A 17658-nucleotide genomic window follows, 5' to 3' on the forward strand; every position below is an offset into this window, starting at 1 on the left:
CCTTCTGGATAAAACCTTGTGCCGTTGACGGCGCCTCGCGGATCTGCGGAAACGCTCGTTTTATGGCGATATCGAGGGGGGCTTGCAGGAAACGCGCCAGCTCCTGGGTCCCGGGTCCATGACCCTGGGGCTGTGGAATAGGCCATGGGACAGTACGACAAGAGGTGCTTGAGCGGCGAAACCTGCCCCTGAATCGCCGCCATAAAAAAGCCAGGCGTCTAAGCCTGGCTGGTTGTGTTCCCGCACCCCATCAATCCGGCAACCACCCCTGCAGCCATAGATTCAGGTTGTTGCCCCGCAGCATGTAGTCGCGCAGGACTTCTTCGCGCAGCGCATCGCCCATGCGGTAGCTGGCGTCGGGGTCGGCCAGGTGCATGCGGATCGCCTCGATCCACTCCTGGGTGCTGTTACTCACGACCTTGGTACACGGCAGGTAGCCGCGATAGGCCTCGGTGTCGGTGCAGATCACCGGGTAACCGCAGGCACCGTATTCCAACAGGCGCAGGTTGCTCTTGCAGTCGTTGAAGATGTGAAACTCCAGCGGCGCCAGGGCCAGGTCGAGGTTGAGGCTGGCCAGTTTGAACGGGTAGGCCTGCAGACTAATGACGGAGTGGAACTCATGGACATAAGGCCGCAGCTCGTCCGGACACATGCCGAAGAACACCCACTCGACTTCATTGGCCAGCTCACGCACCACATCGACAATAATTTCCAGGTCGCCGGTGTGGCTGGTCCCTCCCCCCCAGCCTACCCGTGGCTTGCTCGAGGTGCCGCGGCGGCTGGTCAGACTGCCCCAGGGATCGACCGGCAGCATGTTCGGCACGATCCGGATATCGCTGTGCATTCCCGACAGCGTATCGGCCAGCGGTTGCGTGGTGACCACTACCCGATCACACAGAGCAATGCTCTGGCGCAGCATTTCTTCGGTATTGACCGGCGTGTTGCGCGCATGGGAGTTTTTCTTCGGCGCGCTGATCACGTAGTCGTCCAGCTCGAATACCCTCAGGGCACTGGAGTAGTTTTTCATACGCTGGATATCGCTCTCCGCGCCGCCGCTGTAGCGACATTGCAGAATGATCGAATCGGGGGACAGGCGCTCAATCTCCACACTCGACGGGGACTCATAGGCGAACCGACCGAGCAGCCGTCCTTCCTCTTCCAGCGCCATGAGGGGCGCGGTCACCCGGTAATGGCCCACTGCCGTTTTGGTTACCGGCAAGCCGAGCACCAGCGGCAAGGCCCGGGTCGAGAACGGGTTCCAGTTGTCGCGCAGCCCCACCTCCAGACTGAAGCTGGAATACCCCAGGCTCAGGGCCGGGTTGTAGGCCGGATCGCGGGCGACCAGAGGCATCCAGCGGCGATAGAAGGTGTCGTGCTCGCGCTCCTGTCGCTCCAGGGCTCCTGGCTCTTGCGGCGCCTGCTCGACGGGCGCCAGCATCAAGCTGGCATAGGGCGTCCAGACCACCAGGTAACCGTCGCGGTTGACCCGCAGGCACAGGTCGACATCACTCAGCCCCCGGGAATAGCTGACCTCATCCAGCTGGCCGACACTGTCAAAGACTTCCTTGCGCACCATCAGACAATCGCCACTGACCGCACTCCAGCTCTGCGGCACCTGCAAGCGCTGCATGTAACCGCGGGCGCTGGCAGCCTCGCCTTGGAACGGCGAACTGGCAGCGCCGGCCAGGCCAAGGATCAGCCCCGCATGCACAATCGAGCCGTCCAGGCCGAGCATCCGTGCTCCCACCACGCCGACTTCCGGCCGCCGGGCGTGATTGAGCAGTTCGTCCAGCCAGTCGCTGGAGCAGATCAGGGCATTGGCGCTGAGCAACAGCAGGTATTCGCCGCGCGCCTGTTGCGCTGCGTAATTGCGTACCGCCGCCTCAGTACCGCTGCCGGCGAACGGCAACACCCGCAGCATGTCGACGCCCAGCTGCGCCATCGCCTCCAGCCAAGCGGCCATGGCCGGGTCGCGGCTGCCGCTGTCGACGATCAGGATCTCGTAATGGCTGTAGGCAGTCTTTTCGATCAGGCTTTCGGTGCAGCGCTGCAAGGCCGCCAGCGAATCGCCGGCCTGGATGATGATCGACACCAGCGGCCGCTGCGGGAACAGGTAGTCGATGTGGTTGAGCAGCGGCAATTCGTCATGACGAATCCGGTGCTCGACACCGATCCTGTCCAGATGCGCACCGACCAGGCCGGCGTTGCCCTCGATCACTTCGGGCAGCGACAGCCAGTCGGCGAAATTGTATGGGCTCTCGACCTGGATCTCGGCAATGTGTCCGATGGTCTGTGGCCCCGCCTCTTCCACCAGGCGCCACAGCACGTCATGGGGGGCCAGTTCGCCGAAAGCCGGATCGAAACCGCCCAGAGCCAGAAAACGCTCGCGCTCGAATGCCAGCGTCCGGCCGACATAGGGGTAACCGCGCATCAGGTCCAGGTTGAAGTCCGGCTTGAACACCGGATCGCTGGACTCGCCCTCGATCCGCGCGCCTTCATCGCTGTAGATGCACAGCGCGCCCGGCGTCGCGGCGATGCGCTCGGCGAGGATCAGCAGCGCCGATTCCTGGAGGAGGTCGCCGGCGCGCAGCAGGTAAAACCAGTGGCAACCTTCCAGCTGCGGCACCAGCGCATTGAGCTGCTGCGGCCACGGTGTTTCCAGTGGCAGTTGCAGCACGCGTTCGTGCTCCGCGCATTCGGCATTGGACAGGACCAGGATTGCCTGCGGCGCATACAGCTGCTGCGCCAGGCTTTGCAAGGTCGACTCCAGTGCCACACCATCCGCATCCACATCGATCACCACGGGCACGATCTGCGGTCGCGCTGACCAGCTGGCGATACGCTGTGGCAGATGGCGTTTCTCGGTCTCGCTGAAACGCCGGATCGCCAGCCACTCCTGGTAGAAGTCGGCATAACTTTCGCTCTCGCCGCCGACCCGACCACTGACCACAGTGTTGCGGTTGCCGAGCACCCGGGTCACACAGAGTTCGTCCCACTGCCAGGATGGCTCGGACATTTTTGCCAGGTCGACGCAACGCACCCAGCCCGAGGCCGGGGCCGACTCGCCGCTGCGCGCGGCGAGCATCTGCGCCAGCCAGTCCCATTCGATCTTCTCCGCCCGCTGCATTTCCGGCTGCTTGCTCAAGCGTTCCGGATACAGGCGCTCGGTGCTCAGCACAGTGTTAAGTAGCGCCAGGTTGCCACGCCGCATCAGGCACACGAACAGCGCCAGATCCAGCAACGCGAGGAAACCTGCGCCCTCCTGGGTCAAGGCTGGCAACAGCTCGAGCACGTCGGCGCGACGCATCAGGGTCGAACTGAAATTGCCAAGGAAGTTGCGTGGCGTGCTCTCGAGGATCGCCAGCATGTCGTCGCCCTTGAGCATGGCGTCGTTCGGCGACAGCCGGGCGTTCTCGACCCGCGGCGGCAGAATGAAGTTACCGGCATCGCTCATCATGCGCAGGGCGCAGACCAGATTGATCTCGGGATGATCGACCAGCACCCGGGCCTGCAGGGCGATGCTCGGGGCGAACAGGCGATCGTCGTCACAGAGGATCTTGATCAGCTCGCCCCGCGCCTCTTCGACACAGCGCAGCAGGTTCTTCTGCAGGCCCAGGCGTTGCGGGTTGCGCAGATAACGCACCGGATGGGGAGGCTCTACGATGGCCTCGACCACCTCACGAATCTCGTCGCCGGCCGAGTCGTCGCAGATGACGATTTCGACCCGCTCCCAGGTCTGGGCCAGCGCACTCTCGAACGCCTGGCTGAAGAAGCGCGGATTGAAGGCTGGGATGACGATGCTGACTAGAGGGCGTTGATTCACGGCGGGAAACTCTCGAGCGGCGGGCCCGGCCTGGTCAGGCGCGGGCCCCGGAACCGCTTAATGAAGACGGTTGACGGCTCGACGGCGCGGCCGCGCTCACAGGAGCGCGACCGGCTCAGGCTCAGACCTTGTTGAACAGGCCCAGCTGGGCAATCTTGCTGAAGGCCAGTTGCGAAGCTTGCAGCATGGTCTGTTGCAGGGTCAGGCGGGTCATCACCTCGGCCGGGTCGGAATCGCGGATCGCCGACTGGGTCTGGGTGTTGGCCGCGCTCAGGCTCAGGTTGGTCTCGTTCTGGATATCCAGCGCCGAACCCCGGCCGCCGATGTCGCTGACCGCGCTCGCCACCTGGTTGGCGCCGCTGGCCAGGTTGGCCATCCCCGCCTGCAACCCGGCGTTGAGTTTCTGGATGGCGATCGGATCACCGTTGGTGGGGGTATCCAGCACGGTACGCAGTTGGTGAATGGTGTCGAGGACGTTCTGGGTCTGGTGGTTGTTGACCGCCACCACATACTGGTCGCCTGCCGCCGGGGTACCGCTGAAGGTGAAGTTCACACCAGACGCGGTGGCGGTGGAGCCGGCCATGGTGCCGGTGGAAACCGGCTTGCTGTCAGCAGTCAACGGCGACGCATACAGCTCGTAGTCGGTGGCGCTGGTGAACTTGAGGATCGCACCGCCGCTCGGGAAGCTGGCGTTGTAGGCGTTGTTGTTACTGACGCTGGCACCAGTCACCACCGCGGTCGACGGGTTGCCCGGGCTGCGCGAGACGTTGAAGGAGTCGGGCTTGGCCGCCAGGGTGAAGCTGTGACCGGCGATCTCCGTGTTCGGGGGGGTGGCATCGCCGGGTTTCAGGTTGATGCTCAGGCGCAGATCGACGCCACGGAAACTGACGGTCTGTGCCTCGGCGCCCTTGCTGGAGGAGAAGGAGCCATTCTGGCTGGCCTCGGACGTCACGTCGTTGCCGGCGCTGTCGGTGATCTTGAACTGAGTGCTGCTGAGGAAGCTGATGGTGTACGGCTCGCCGCTGCGGAACTCGCTGTTGTACTTCGGATTCGAAGACACCTGGCCGTTGGACAGCGTCACCCGACCGTCATCCACTGCCGGGGCAGTCATGCTGACCTGGCTGCGGCTGGTGTTGATGGCTTGCTGGAAGGCGGCCCAGCCGGTGGTGTTGGTGGCCATGGACATGGTGTCGCCCACTGGCAGGTTCAGCGTGGTCTGGTCGCCGTTGTAGCTGTAGGTGCCGTCGGAATTGCGGGTGAACGGCACGGTGTCGCCCTGGGAACCGGCAAAGATGTATTTGCCGTTTTCGTCCTGGGTGTTCATCAGGCTCAACAGCTGCTCTTCGATCTGCGCCAGTTCGGCGGCATTGGCCTTGCGGTCATCGTCGGTGTAACCGGCGTTGCCAGCTCCGCTCGCCAGTTCCTGGGCACGTGCCAGAACGTTGGTGATGCTGGTCAGGACCGATTCGGCCTGGCCCAGGGATGCCTTGATCGAGGTGGTGTTGGCCGAGTACTGGCTCAACAGCGAAGCCTGCTGGCCCAGTTGCAGCAGGCGCGAGGCGCCTACCGGATCGTCGGCCGCGGTGTTGACGCGAACCAGGCTGCTGGCCTCTTCGCTGCTCTTGACCACATTGGCGAAGTTCTTCTGGTAGTTGGCAGCCGAGGACTCGTAAAACTGGGCGGTGGAAATACGCATGGACTACGACTCCTTAAAGGCTGTTGATCAGGGTGGCGAAGGTTTCCTGCGCCGCCTTGATGATTTGCGAGGACGCGGTGTAGTACTGCTGGTACTTGACCAGGTTGCCGGTCTCTTCATCCAGGTCGACCCCGGACAACGAGTCCCGCGCGCCCTTGGCGTTGGCCAGGATCGCCTCGGTGGCCGCACTGTCGAGCTTGCCCTGGCTGGCCTTGGCACCGACGTTCTCCACCAGCTTGCCGTAGGCGTCGACCAGGGTGATGCCCTTGCTGGCCGAACCGGTATCCACGGTCTGCTTGGTCTGTAGCCCCGCCAGCGCGATGCCGTTGCGGTTGTCGGTGGAACCGGCGCCGTTGAACTTGACGTTCAGTCCTTCGCCGTCCTTCGGCGAGCCGGCGACGCTCATTTCCACGGTGAAGGTTTTCTGCACCGGCGGTGTGCCGCCGTCGGTGATCGGGTTGCCGCTGGCATCGACCATCTTGATCTGCAGGTTCAGCGTGTTGTTCTGCCCCGGTACGATCGAACCGGTGCCCATCAACGTGCCCTTGGCATCGTAGTACTTGTAGCCCTGGCTACCGCCCGCGGGGGCGTCGAAGACCAGCTTGACCGGTACCGAGTTCTTGATCGCGGTCTGCATCTCGGCGTTGGCGGCCGAGTTGTAGATGTCCAGCGCCGGCTTGACTGTCGGCAGGCCTGGAATGCTCAGCGAACCGGTCGCCCCTGGCAGCACTTCGGCATTCAGCGGCGCGGCGATGGCCAGGCGCTTGGCGTCGGTCAGTTCGGTCTTGATCGTGGTCGCCGCGTTGCGGGTCGGGGTGACCTTGAAGCTGTCGCCGGCGCTCATAGCCCCGCCGTTGAGGCTCAGGGTGAAACCGTCGATCACCGGTGGCGGCGTGGTGGTGGTGCTGAACGCGCCCAGGCTGGTGCCGTCGGAGCGCTTGACGGTGTAGTCGGTGGCGCTGGTGAAGGTCACCTGGTAGTCGCTGATGGTCAGCTTGCCGGTGTCCTTGATGGTCACATCGAGGTTGCCCGAGCCGGCGCTGTTGTTGCCGTTGGCAATGCTGCGCTGGCTGATCAGGGCCGCACTGTTGATGTTGTTGAACAGCGCCGCGCCAAACTCGCCGTTCTTGTCGATACCTTGTCCGAGCTGGCTGTTGACCTGGTCGGCGATCACCAGGGCCACGCGCCCCAGTTCGTTCATCGCCGGGTCCAGCACCTCGTTGCGATAGCGCAACAGGCCGCCGATCTCGCCACCGGTGACCACCGAAGTCACATCGATAGTGCTCGAGCCGCGATTGAGTTGCAGCGAAGAACGGGTCGGGTCGGTCTTGCCAGGGACCACTTCCAGCTTGCTGGTGGTGTTACCCACGACCAGCGGCTGGCCGCTGCCCAGGTACAGGTCGACGCTCGAGCCGCGCTCCGAGACATCCACCTTGACGAACTGCGACAGCTGGCGCAGCGTCTCGTTGCGCGCGTCGAGCAGGTCGTTGGGCATGCCGCCGCCGCTGGAGACTTCGGAAATCTTCTGGTTCAGCTGGGCGACAGTGGCCGCCAGCTTGTTGACCTGGTCAGCCATGCTGCTCAGGTTGCCGTTGATGTTGGCGTTCTGCTCGTTCAACTGGCTGGAAACGGAATTGAAGCGGTTGCTCAGGGCTTGCGCGTCGCTGAGCAGCAATTGGCGCGAGGCATCGTCGGCCGGCTTGGCGTTGACGTTCTGCATCGAGGCAAAGAATTTGGTCAGCGCGCCGGTGATACCGGTGCCGCTGTCCGACAGCAGCTTGTCCACCGGGGTGATCTGGCCCAGGTAAGCGGCGGCATCGCTGTTCAGCGAGGTGGTGGTCTGCAGCTGGGCATCCAGGTAGCTGTTGTACACCCGGCGCACGTCGGCCAGGGTAGTACCGCTGCCGATGAAGACGTTGCCGTACTGGTTCGAAGCCTTGCTGCCCTGCACGGTCTGCTGGCGCGAGTAACCGGCGGTATCGGCGTTGGCGATGTTGTTACCCGTGGTCATCAACGACGTTTGGCTGGCTGACAGCCCCGACATCCCGATATTGAGCAAACTCATGATTCAGACCTTATAAATTCGTGGAAGCGCCCGCCGCAGCGTAGTTCTCGTAGCTCTTCATCTGCTTGGCAATCTGCGAAATCTTGCTTGCGTAGTCCGGGTCGGTTGCATACCCGGCTTTCTGCAATTCACGTACAAACTGTTCGGGGTTATCGGCCGCCTTCAGCACTTCTTGATAGCGATTGTTGCTCTGCAACAAGGTCACCAGGTCGTGGAAGCTGTCCTGATACGAGGCATAGGAACGGAACTCGGCCGTCTCCTTGACCATCTGCCCATTTCTGAATTCGCTGGTGATCGCCCGCGCCTGGTCGCCCTTCCAACTGCTGCCGGCCTTGATGCCGAACAGGTTGTGGCTGCTGCTACCGTCCTGCTGGCGCATCACCGATTTGCCCCAACCGGTTTCCAGCGCCGCCTGGGCGACCAGGTAGCGTGGATCGACCCCGATGCGGTCGGCGGCCTGCTGCGCCATCGGTAGCATGGTGGCGACGAATTCGTCCGCCGAACTGAAGGCTTTCTTCGCCGGCGCCAACGGTGGCTGGGCCACGGCGCGGCCGTAGATCTGCATGCGTCCGTGCGGCACCGCGGCAAAGCTGCGCGAGCTGTTCTTGACCAGCGCGTCGGTAGCGGCCGTGGTGCGCTCCGGCAAGGCCGTCCGGTTGGTGGCGGCACTGTCGGCCGACGGCACGATGCCCGCCAGCAAGCGATCGGTCAGCTTGCTCGGCAGGGAAATGCGCCGCTGGTTGAGCAGCGCCATATCGTTATGGGTACCGCTGTCGGCGGCGCGCTGTGGCTCCAGCGCACGGGAGGCCCACAACGGACGCTGGCCATTGACCCGCGACAACGGGCCGCCCAATGCCGTGGTGCCGGCAGCGATGGCGGTTGGCGTCGCGACCTTTTCAGTCAGCGCGACCTTTTCAGCCTGGCCACCGGGCAAGGTCGAGGCCACTGCCGCAGTGGTGGATTTGTTCTTCGACATCTGGCGCATCAGCACATCGGCCAGGCCGATACCACCGCCCTCGCGGGACATGGAAACCGCCAGCTGCTGGTCGTACATTTCCTGGTACTGCTTGGCCGCCGGAGTGTTGAGCGGGTTGTCCTTGCCCAGCGCTTCGGTGGCCGAGCGCATGGACTTGAGCATTTCGTTGAGGAACAGCGACTCGAACTCCTGCGCCACCTTGCGCATGTTGGCGTCGCTGTTCTTGTCGCCGACCTTCAGCTGGTTAAGCCGATTGAGGTCCGAGTAGGAACCCGAATCGCCGCTGCTGACCAGACCGCTCTTGCGAATATCCATGGCCCCTACCTCAAATCACGATCAGGTCGGCTTGCAGCGCGCCGGCCTGTTTCAAGGCTTCGAGGATCGCCATCAAGTCGCCCGGTGCCGCGCCGACCTGGTTCACCGCACGCACGATCTCGTCGAGGGTGGTGCCCGGGCCGAACTTGAACATCGGCTTGGCTTCCTGCTCGGCGTTGACCCGCGAACGCGGCACGACCGCGGTCTGGCCGTTGGACAGCGGACCCGGCTGGCTGACGATCGGGTCTTCGGTGATGGTCACGGTGAGGCTGCCGTGGGTCACGGCGGCTGGCGAGACCTTGACGTTCTGGCCGATGACGATAGTGCCGGTACGCGAGTTGATGATGACCTTGGCCACCGCCTGACCCGGATCGATTTCCAGGTTCTCGAGGATCGACAGGTAGTCGACGCGCTGGCTCGGATCGAGCGGCGCGGTAACACGGATCGAACCGCCGTCGATGGCCTGGGCCACGCCCGGGCCGAGCATGTCGTTGATCTTGTCGACGATGCGCTTGGCGGTGGTGAAGTCGGAACGGTTGAGGTTCAGGGTCAGGCTGTTGCCCTGGTTGAAACCGCTCGGCACCGCGCGCTCCACCGAGGCGCCGCCCGGGATGCGACCGGCCGACGGAACGTTGACCGTGATCTTCGAACCGTCACGGCCCTCGGCGTCGAAACCGCCCACCACCAGGTTGCCCTGGGCGATGGCGTAGACGTTGCCGTCAATCCCCTTGAGCGGCGTCAGCAGCAAGGTGCCGCCGCGCAGGCTCTTGGAGTTACCGATGGAGGACACGGTGATATCCACCTGCTGCCCCGGCTTGGCGAACGCCGGCAGATCGGCGCTCACCGATACCGCCGCGACGTTCTTCAACTGCACGTTGCCGGAACCCGGCGGTACCTTGATGCCGAACTGCGACAGCATGTTGTTGAAGGTCTGCAGGGTGAAGGGTGTCTGGGTCGTCTGGTCGCCGGTGCCGTTAAGCCCGACCACCAGGCCGTAGCCGATCAACTGGTTGGAACGCACGCCGGAAATGCTGGCGATGTCCTTCAGCCGTTCGGCGTGAGCGTTGCAGGCCGCCGAGAGCAACAGCGCGGCCAGCATGAGGCGTTTGAAATTCAACGTAGCCACCTAGAAAGGGAACAGCGGGCTGAGGAAGAAACGGTCGAACCAGCCCGGCTGGCTCGCATCGGCAAAGGCACCGGTACCCGAATAGGTGATGCGCGCGTCGGCGACGCGGGTCGAGGACACCGTGTTGTCGGTGGCGATATCGTCGGCACGCACCAGGCCGGCAATCCGCACCAGCTCGTCGCCGGTGTTGAGGGTCAGCCACTTCTCGCCGCGCACGGCGATGATGCCGTTGGGCAACACGTCGGCCACCGTCACGGTGATCGAGCCGGTCAGGCTGTTGCTCTGGCCGGACTTGCTGTCGCCCTTGGTGGCCCGGTCGCCGCTGTAGCCGACATCGAGGCTCAGGTCACCGCTACCTATCGGGTCATTGGTGCTCAGGCCGCCACCGAAAAACGAAGTCAGGCCGATGCCGGTCTTGCTGTTCTTGTCGATCTGCGAGTTGGCGTTCTTGCTCGCCTGGGTCCGCTCGTTGAGGGTGATGGTGATGATGTCGCCCACGCGGAACGCCTTGCGGTCGCTGTACAGGTTCTGCTCGAAGCCGGCCTGGTAGATCGAGCCGTTGTTGGCCGCAGCCGGCAACGGAGTACGCGGCAACACCGGAGCGTAATACGGGTCATTGGGCTTCGGTGGCGGGGCCACGCAGCCCGCGAGCACGACGAACCCACTCAGTGCGAGAACAGATACAAAGCGATTCATGACCCTACCTCATGGTGCTGCAGGCGGCCGCTGGGCCGCCCCTAGGACTTGATTACAGATTCTGCGTGACGAACGAGAGCATCTGGTCGGCGGTGGAGATCACCTTGGAGTTCATCTCGTAGGCGCGCTGGGTGGTGATCATGTTGACCATCTCCTCAACGGTGCTGACGTTGGAGGTTTCCAGGGTGTTCTGCAGGGTGGTGCCGAAACCGTTGAGACCCGGGGTACCGACTTGCGGCGCGCCACTGGCGGCGGTTTCCAGGAACAGGTTGTTGCCCGTCGCTTGCAGGCCGGCCGGGTTGATGAAATCGGCGGTCTGCAGGTTGCCGATCACTTGCGAGGCCGGGTTGCCGGCGGTGGTGATCGAGACGGTGCCGTCCTGGCCCACGGTGAAGGTCTGGGCATCGTTCGGTACGACGATCGCCGGTTCCAGCGCGAAGCCGTTGGCGGTGACGATCTGGCCATTGGAGTCCAGGTGGAAGGTGCCGTCACGGGTGTAGGAAGTGGTGCCGTCCGGTTGCAGGATCTGGAAGAAACCGCGGCCGTTGATGGCCATGTCCAGCGGCTGCTCGGTGGTCTGCAGGCTGCCGGCGGTGAAGTTCTTCTGGGTGCCGACGATGCGCACACCAGTACCCAGTTGCAGGCCCGACGGCAGCTCGCTGTCCTGGGTCGACTGGGCGCCAGGCTGACGCTTGATCTGATACAGCAGGTCCTGGAACTCGGCGCGATCACGTTTGAAACCCGTGGTCGAAACGTTCGCCAGGTTGTTGGAAATGGTGGTCAGGTTAGTGTCCTGGGCGGACAGACCTGTTTTGGCAACCCACAGAGCCGGAAGCATTCGATTCTCCTCGTGCGCCTGTTTTACGGCGCGACGTACTGGTAATTAGCTGATCTGCAAGACCCGAGCCATGGCCTGGTCGTCTTCTTTGGCAGTGTTCATCATCTTGATGTGTAGTTCGAACTGCTTGGAGAGCGCCAGCACCGAGGTCATTTCCTCGACCGCATTGACGTTGCTCGACTCGAGGAAACCCGAGACCAGTTGCACATTGGCGTCAGCCGCTGCCGGCTTGCCGTCCTTGGTATGGATCGAACCGTCCAGACCCTTGGTCATGTTCTTCAGGTCCGGGTTGACCAGCTTGATGCGGTCGACCTCGGCCATCACCCGTGGGCCTTCACCCATGGCGCGGATGCTGATGGTGCCGTCCTGGCCGACTTCCACCTGCTGCTCCGGCGGCACGGCGATCGGGCCGCCGTTGCCGATCACCGGCATGCCGTTGCCGGCACGCAACACGCCCAGGGCGTCGATATTCAGGCTGCCGGTGCGCACGTAGCTTTCACCGCCATCCGGGGTCTGCACGGCGATCCAGCCATTGCCGCTGACCGCCACGTCGAGATCACGACCGGTTTCCACCAGCGAGCCCGGGGTGAAATCGGTAGCCGGACGCTCGGACATGGCAAAGGCCCGCGCCGGAAAGCTGTCACCAAACACCGGCATCGAACGCGCCTGCTCCAGGTCGCGCTGAAAACCGTTGGTGGAGATGTTCGCCAGGTTGTTGGCATGCGCCTTTTGCGCCAGCGCATTCTGGCTGGCACCGGTCATGGCCACATAAAGGTACTTGTCCACAGTCTTTCCTCTGCATGTCGGACGTTTGCCGTCCACCGCTGTACTGCTGAGCCATAAGCAATAAGCGCACCAACTTGTTTTTCGGGCGGCCGAAGGCAGGAAATCCGGGAGCTTGAGGGCGATCGAAGGAAATCGAGCGATTGTGTCAAAGACGAAAAACCGGCGCAGATATGCCGCTTACGGCAAGGCTCGGCCTCTGCAGCGCAACAAGGCTCTGTAGCCGCTGCCGCAGGCTGCGATTGACTGCGAAGCAGGCGCCAACCCCATACCCGCGATCTGATCGAGGTAATACGCTGCCAGCCTTGCGAGCCCTTCGGACTCGATCGCAGCCTGCGGCAGCGGCTACAAGAGTTCAGCTCTCGCCAGCGCCCTTGCCCACTTCATATTCGCGCAGCTTGTTGGCGATGGTGGTGTGCGACACGCCCAGGCGCTTGCCCAGCTGGCGGCTGCTGGGGTGCTCGGAATACAGGCGTTCGAGGACGGCCTTTTCGAAGCGCCCGACGATGTCGTCGAGGCCGCCTTCCAGGGAGAAATCGCCAAGGGGTTGGCGCACGCCGTAGTCCGGCAGGCGGATGTGTTCGGCCTTGACCGTGCCGCCGTCGCACAGGGACACCGCCTGGAACAGCACGTTTTCCAGCTGCCGCACGTTGCCTGGCCAGTGGTAATGGCTGAGACGCTCCATGGCCGCCGGCGCCAGCTTGGGCAAGGCGCAGCCGATCTGTCGGCTGGCCTGGTCGAGGAAGTGCTCCACCAGCGGCGTCAGGCCGTCGAGGCATTCGCGCAACGGCGGGATATGCAGGGACAGGACATTGAGCCGGTGATACAGGTCCTGGCGGAACTCACCGCGGGCGCACAGTTCCGACAGGTCGACCTGGGTCGCGCAGATCACCCGCACGTCCAGGTACACCTCTTCGTCGCTGCCGACCCGACGAAAGCAGCCGTCCTGCAGAAAGCGCAGGAGCTTGACCTGCAAGCGCGGGCTCATCTCCCCGACCCCGTCGAGAAACAGCGTGCCGCCGGCGGTCAGTTCCAGCAGCCCGAGCTTGCCTTCGGCCCGGGCGCCCTCGAAGGCCCCCGGCCCGTAGCCGAACAGCTCGGTCTCGGCCATGGATTCCGGAAGGCCGGCGCAGTTGAGCGCCATCAGCGGCGATTGTCCGCGCGGGCTGGCCAGGTGGCAGGCGCGCGCCAGCAGTTCCTTGCCGGTGCCGGTTTCGCCCTCGATCAATAGCGGCGCGTCCAGCGGTGCCATGCGCCGCGCTTCGCGCACCACCGCGGCCATGACTTTCGAGCTCTGGAAGATGCTGTCGAAGCCGCGCAACTCCTGCTTGCGCACGTTATAGATGCGCTCGCCGACCCGATCCGCGCGGTGCAGCGTCAGCACCGCGCCGGCCATGGCCTCGCTGTCGTCGTGCTCCGATTGCAGCGGCGCGATGTCCGCCAGAAACACGTCACCCTTGACCTTGACCCGCAGGCCGTTGATCCGCGACTTGTTGGCCCGCACCAGTTCCGGCAGGTCGAAATCCTCGGCATAGCGCGACAGCGGAATCCCCGGTACCTCGTCCACCCGTACGCCCAACAGCTGCGCCGCCGCGCGGTTGGCGGCGACGATGGAACCGCCCATGTCGATGGACAACACCGGGAACTCCAGCGCCCCGAGCAGGGCATTGAGCTCCATATGCCGCCGCTCGCTGGGCATCAGCCCGACCCGCTTGACCCCGAACACCCCGGCGATCGACTCGAACTTCGGCCGCAGCGCCTGGAACTGCAGGTTGATCAGGTTCGGGCAATGCAGATAGATGGCATTGCCATGCTCGCCGCCCACCTCACCCCGGGCGACGTTGATGCCGTACTCCACCAGCAGGTTGAGAATGTCGCGCAGGATGCCGATGCGATTCTGGCAGTGGACTTTGATACGCATAAAGGAAAGGCCCGAAACAGGTAATGGAGGGCGTGAACGCCAGAAAGCGGCGTTTTTGGCACCATCCGACACGAACTTTCTGCGGTGTGGTGCAGATAATCGTCAAGATTATGTGACAGTCACCGGCCTTTTCAAATCGACTATTCTCAGTAATAGCGGACCTGCGACGCTTTCGTAACGAAAACTTTACGAAATCAGCCCCGATCTGCCCATTACGTTCACGTCAACCTGCTGCATGGGCTGCAACCTTGGGTTATCTCTAGCGTCAACTGATAACAAGAAGCAGCCCCTGACAGGAGAGCAGCATGAAGCAGACGCAGTACGTGGCCCGCGAGCCCGACGCGCAAGGTTTTATCCACTACCCCGATGAAGAACACGCGGTATGGAACACCCTGATCACTCGTCAACTGAAAGTGATCGAGGGTCGCGCGTGCCAGGAATACCTGGACGGCATCGAGAAACTCGGCCTGCCCCACGACCGCATCCCGCAGCTGGGCGAAATCAACAAGGTGCTGGGCGCAACCACCGGCTGGCAGGTAGCCCGGGTACCAGCGCTGATCCCCTTCCAGACCTTCTTCGAATTGCTCGCCAGCAAACAGTTTCCGGTCGCGACTTTTATTCGTACCCGCGAAGAACTGGACTACCTGCAAGAGCCGGACATCTTCCACGAGATCTTTGGCCACTGCCCGCTGCTGACCAATCCCTGGTTCGCCGAATTCACCCACACCTACGGCAAGCTCGGCCTGCAGGCCACCAAGGAAGAACGGGTGTACCTGGCGCGCCTGTACTGGATGACCATCGAATTCGGCCTGCTGGACACCCCGCAAGGCCAGCGCATCTACGGCGGCGGCATCCTCTCCTCGCCGAAGGAAACCGTCTACTGCCTGTCGGACGCGCCCGAACACCAGGCCTTCGACCCGCTGGAAGCGATGCGTACCCCGTACCGCATCGACATCCTGCAACCTATCTACTTTGTGCTGCCCAACCTCAAGCGCCTGTTCGACCTGGCCCATGAAGACATCATGGCCCTGGTGCACCAGGGCATGCAGATGGGCCTGCACGCACCCAAGTTTCCGCCCAAACCCAAGGCGGCCTGAGCACCCAGCCCTCGCGCAGCGCTCATAAAACCCGTAATTTCCAACAAGAACCGATTTCAGGAACCCACCATGACCGCTCTCAACCAAGCCCATTGCGAAGCCTGCCGTGCCGATGCCCCACAAGTCAGCGACGAAGAACTGCCGGTGCTGATCAAGCAGATCCCCGACTGGAACATCGAAGTGCGCGATGGCGTCATGCAGCTGGAAAAAGTCTTCCTGTTCAAAAACTTCAAATTTGCCCTGGCCTTTACCAACGCAATGGGTGAAATTTCCGAGGCAGAAGGTCATCATCCTGGCCTGCTCACCGAATGGGGCAAGGTCACCGTGACCTGGTGGAGCCACTCCATCAAGGGCCTGCACCGCAACGACTTCATCATGGCCGCTCGCACCGACGAAGTGGCCAAGACCGCAGAAGGACGCAAGTAATGCATTTCGACGCCATAGGCCGAGTACCCGGCGACCCGATTCTTGGCCTGATGGAGGCCTATGCGTCGGACAGCAACCCACGCAAGTTCGATCTCGGCGTCGGTGTCTACAAGGATTCCCAGGGGCTGACGCCGATCCCCCGGTCGGTCAAGCTGGCCGAGCAGCGCCTGGTCGACCGGCAGACCACCAAGATCTACATCGGCGGCCACGGCGACGCGGCCTTTGGCAAGGTGATCAATGAACTGGTGCTGGGCGCCGATTCGCAGCTGATCACCGAACGACGCGCCGGCGCCACCCAGACTCCGGGCGGCACCGGCGCGCTGCGCCTGAGCGCCGACTTCATCGCCCACTGCCTGCCGGGCCGTGGCGTGTGGTTGAGCAACCCGACCTGGCCGATCCACGAAACCATCTTTGCCGCCGCCGGCATCCAGGTCAGCCACTACCCTTACGTCGGCAGCGACAATCGCCTCGATGTCGAGGCCATGCTGGCGACCCTGAACCAGGTACCCAAGGGCGACGTGGTGCTGCTGCATGCCTGCTGCCACAACCCCACCGGTTTCGACCTGAGCCACGACGACTGGCATCGGGTGCTGGACGTGGTGCGCAGCCGCAACCTGCTGCCGCTGATCGACTTCGCCTACCAGGGCTTCGGCGACGGCCTGGAGCAGGATGCCTGGGCGGTGCGCCTGTTCGCAGCCGAACTGCCCGAGCTGCTGATCACCAGTTCCTGCTCGAAGAACTTCGGCCTGTACCGCGACCGCACCGGCGCACTGATCGTCTGCACCCGGGACGCGGAAAAGCTGCTGGATGTACGCAGCCAGCTGGCCCACATCGCCCGCAACCTGTGGTCCACCCCGCCGGATCACGGCGCCGCGGTGGTCGCCACCATCCTCGGCGACCCGGAGCTGAAAAGCCTCTGGGCCGACGAAGTGGAAGCCATGCGCCTGCGCATCGCCCAGTTGCGCTCGGGCCTGGTGGAAGCGCTGCAACCCTTCGGCCTGGCCGAACGCTTCGCTCACATCGGCGTGCAACGCGGGATGTTCTCCTACACCGGCCTGACGCCGGAACAGGTCGCCACGTTGCGCAACCAGCACAGCGTGTACATGGTCAGCTCCGGCCGGGCCAACGTCGCCGGTATCGACGCCACCCGCCTGGACCTGCTGGCCGAAGCCATCGCCGAAGTCTGCAAACACTGAAAAAAGCTATCGCGGGCAAGCCTGGCGCCTACGGATGTCACCTGATTCCGTAAGCGCGAGGCTTGCCCGCGATGCCGTTAAAAGCCCCCCGTCCGATGAAACTCCTTTCATCCTAAAACCCCAGATAAAAATCTTTTTGTCATTTCCAGTGCTGTATCCTGCCCAGGCTTTTTAAAAGCGCGGATCTACCCAGCGATTAAAAAACAGACTTTGCGAGGAGCAACGAACATGCACGAGATTCCTAATCTCCCCTTCCCAAGCCTGCACGAAACTGAGCAGACAACCCCGCAACAAGCCGGCGCCCAACAGCCCGAGCCGAAAGAAGCCGCCTCCAGCCACAAGGCCGACAGCGAAGACTGACCGCAACACCCAGACAGTGTGGAAAGCGCTCTTTGATGCGCTTTCCACACCGCCTGAAACCCGCTTTCGAGAACCGCCTCCATGACCGACACCTTCAGCGAAACCCAAGCCAGTGTGCTGATCGGCACCGCCGAAAAAATGATCGAGATCTGGAACCGCCTGACGCCGGAAAAACAGGCCGCCCTGCTGACGCGCTTCGGTACCCAGGAAAACGCCCTGGCCGCCCTGGTCACCACGCAATTGCTGGCCCCAGCCCAAGCCTGAGCCCGCGGCGCGCAAAAACTTGCGCCAACCCATCGATTTCTCCACCTGAATCGTTTCAACCCTCGGTATCATAAGC

Annotated in this window: 14 protein-coding genes; 5 read left to right on the forward strand and 9 right to left on the reverse strand. The window is 63.2% G+C overall.

Annotation, left to right across the window (positions count from 1 at the left end):
- Nucleotides 1–250 precede the first annotated feature (250 nt).
- The 9 genes from NRG23_RS11120 to NRG23_RS11160 form a co-directional block, all read right to left on the reverse strand.
- On the reverse strand, nucleotides 251–3823 hold the full coding sequence (locus NRG23_RS11120; protein WP_257374619.1) for a glycosyltransferase: 3573 nt from the start codon (nucleotides 3821–3823) through the stop codon (nucleotides 251–253).
- Nucleotides 3824–3944: 121 nt separating this feature from the next.
- Complete coding sequence (locus NRG23_RS11125) at nucleotides 3945–5519, reverse strand: flagellar hook-associated protein 3 (RefSeq protein ID WP_009047677.1); 1575 nt, start codon at nucleotides 5517–5519, stop codon at nucleotides 3945–3947.
- A gap of 13 nt (nucleotides 5520–5532) precedes the next feature.
- Nucleotides 5533–7584 (reverse strand): flagellar hook-associated protein FlgK, encoded by a 2052-nt coding sequence (flgK, locus tag NRG23_RS11130; protein WP_257374620.1) that lies wholly within the window; start codon nucleotides 7582–7584, stop codon nucleotides 5533–5535.
- Nucleotides 7585–7594: 10 nt separating this feature from the next.
- On the reverse strand, nucleotides 7595–8875 hold the full coding sequence (flgJ, locus tag NRG23_RS11135) for a flagellar assembly peptidoglycan hydrolase FlgJ (protein ID WP_041987116.1): 1281 nt from the start codon (nucleotides 8873–8875) through the stop codon (nucleotides 7595–7597).
- Between the two features lie 10 nt (nucleotides 8876–8885).
- Entirely contained in the window at nucleotides 8886–9974 is a 1089-nt protein-coding gene (locus NRG23_RS11140) for a flagellar basal body P-ring protein FlgI (RefSeq protein ID WP_053268480.1), read from the reverse strand.
- Between the two features lie 27 nt (nucleotides 9975–10001).
- A complete protein-coding gene (gene flgH / locus NRG23_RS11145) occupies nucleotides 10002–10697 on the reverse strand; it encodes a flagellar basal body L-ring protein FlgH (RefSeq protein ID WP_009047673.1) in 696 nt (231 codons plus the stop codon).
- Between the two features lie 52 nt (nucleotides 10698–10749).
- The gene (gene flgG, locus NRG23_RS11150) at nucleotides 10750–11535 is read right to left on the reverse strand and encodes a flagellar basal-body rod protein FlgG (RefSeq protein WP_009047672.1); all 786 of its coding nucleotides are present in this window, start codon (nucleotides 11533–11535) and stop codon (nucleotides 10750–10752) included.
- A gap of 45 nt (nucleotides 11536–11580) precedes the next feature.
- A complete protein-coding gene (locus tag NRG23_RS11155) occupies nucleotides 11581–12321 on the reverse strand; it encodes a flagellar basal body rod protein FlgF (RefSeq protein WP_009047671.1) in 741 nt (246 codons plus the stop codon).
- A gap of 352 nt (nucleotides 12322–12673) precedes the next feature.
- Nucleotides 12674–14239, reverse strand: a complete 1566-nt coding sequence (locus tag NRG23_RS11160; protein ID WP_009047670.1) for a sigma-54-dependent phenylalanine hydroxylase transcriptional regulator PhhR — start codon at nucleotides 14237–14239, stop codon at nucleotides 12674–12676.
- Between the two features lie 305 nt (nucleotides 14240–14544).
- Here NRG23_RS11160 and phhA point away from each other — a divergent pair, with 305 nt between their 5' ends.
- From phhA to NRG23_RS11185, 5 genes are all read left to right on the forward strand, one after another.
- Entirely contained in the window at nucleotides 14545–15336 is a 792-nt protein-coding gene (phhA, locus tag NRG23_RS11165; RefSeq protein ID WP_124323791.1) for a phenylalanine 4-monooxygenase, read from the forward strand.
- Between the two features lie 69 nt (nucleotides 15337–15405).
- On the forward strand, nucleotides 15406–15762 hold the full coding sequence (locus NRG23_RS11170; RefSeq protein ID WP_007930096.1) for a 4a-hydroxytetrahydrobiopterin dehydratase: 357 nt from the start codon (nucleotides 15406–15408) through the stop codon (nucleotides 15760–15762).
- Nucleotides 15762–16958, forward strand: coding sequence for an amino acid aminotransferase (locus NRG23_RS11175; RefSeq protein WP_038630990.1), 1197 nt, complete (start codon nucleotides 15762–15764; stop codon nucleotides 16956–16958). The genes NRG23_RS11170 and NRG23_RS11175 overlap by 1 nt, the downstream gene beginning before the upstream one ends.
- Before the next feature lie 228 nt (nucleotides 16959–17186).
- Nucleotides 17187–17318, forward strand: a complete 132-nt coding sequence (locus NRG23_RS11180) for a hypothetical protein (RefSeq protein ID WP_009047668.1) — start codon at nucleotides 17187–17189, stop codon at nucleotides 17316–17318.
- Nucleotides 17319–17399: 81 nt separating this feature from the next.
- Nucleotides 17400–17582: a hypothetical protein gene (locus NRG23_RS11185; protein WP_041987103.1), complete on the forward strand. Its 183-nt coding sequence runs from the start codon at nucleotides 17400–17402 to the stop codon at nucleotides 17580–17582.
- The last annotated feature ends 76 nt before the right edge of the window (nucleotides 17583–17658 follow it).

This window comes from Pseudomonas sp. T8, assembly GCF_024610635.1.
GTDB lineage: Bacteria > Pseudomonadota > Gammaproteobacteria > Pseudomonadales > Pseudomonadaceae > Aquipseudomonas > Aquipseudomonas chlororaphis_I.

Bases quoted from the DNA above. Each gene is read 5' to 3' on its own strand.
- NRG23_RS11125 (WP_009047677.1), bottom strand. From the start codon at position 5,519: ATGCGTATTTCCACCGCCCAGTTTTACGAGTCCTCGGCTGCCAACTAC.
- flgK (WP_257374620.1), bottom strand. From the start codon at position 7,584: ATGAGTTTGCTCAATATCGGGATGTCGGGGCTGTCAGCCAGCCAAACG.
- flgJ (WP_041987116.1), bottom strand. From the start codon at position 8,875: ATGGATATTCGCAAGAGCGGTCTGGTCAGCAGCGGCGATTCGGGTTCC.
- NRG23_RS11140 (WP_053268480.1), bottom strand. From the start codon at position 9,974: ATGCTGGCCGCGCTGTTGCTCTCGGCGGCCTGCAACGCTCACGCCGAA.
- flgH (WP_009047673.1), bottom strand. From the start codon at position 10,697: ATGAATCGCTTTGTATCTGTTCTCGCACTGAGTGGGTTCGTCGTGCTC.
- flgG (WP_009047672.1), bottom strand. From the start codon at position 11,535: ATGCTTCCGGCTCTGTGGGTTGCCAAAACAGGTCTGTCCGCCCAGGAC.
- NRG23_RS11160 (WP_009047670.1), bottom strand. From the start codon at position 14,239: ATGCGTATCAAAGTCCACTGCCAGAATCGCATCGGCATCCTGCGCGAC.
- phhA (WP_124323791.1), top strand. From the start codon at position 14,545: ATGAAGCAGACGCAGTACGTGGCCCGCGAGCCCGACGCGCAAGGTTTT.
- NRG23_RS11170 (WP_007930096.1), top strand. From the start codon at position 15,406: ATGACCGCTCTCAACCAAGCCCATTGCGAAGCCTGCCGTGCCGATGCC.
- NRG23_RS11175 (WP_038630990.1), top strand. From the start codon at position 15,762: ATGCATTTCGACGCCATAGGCCGAGTACCCGGCGACCCGATTCTTGGC.
- NRG23_RS11180 (WP_009047668.1), top strand. From the start codon at position 17,187: ATGCACGAGATTCCTAATCTCCCCTTCCCAAGCCTGCACGAAACTGAG.
- NRG23_RS11185 (WP_041987103.1), top strand. From the start codon at position 17,400: ATGACCGACACCTTCAGCGAAACCCAAGCCAGTGTGCTGATCGGCACC.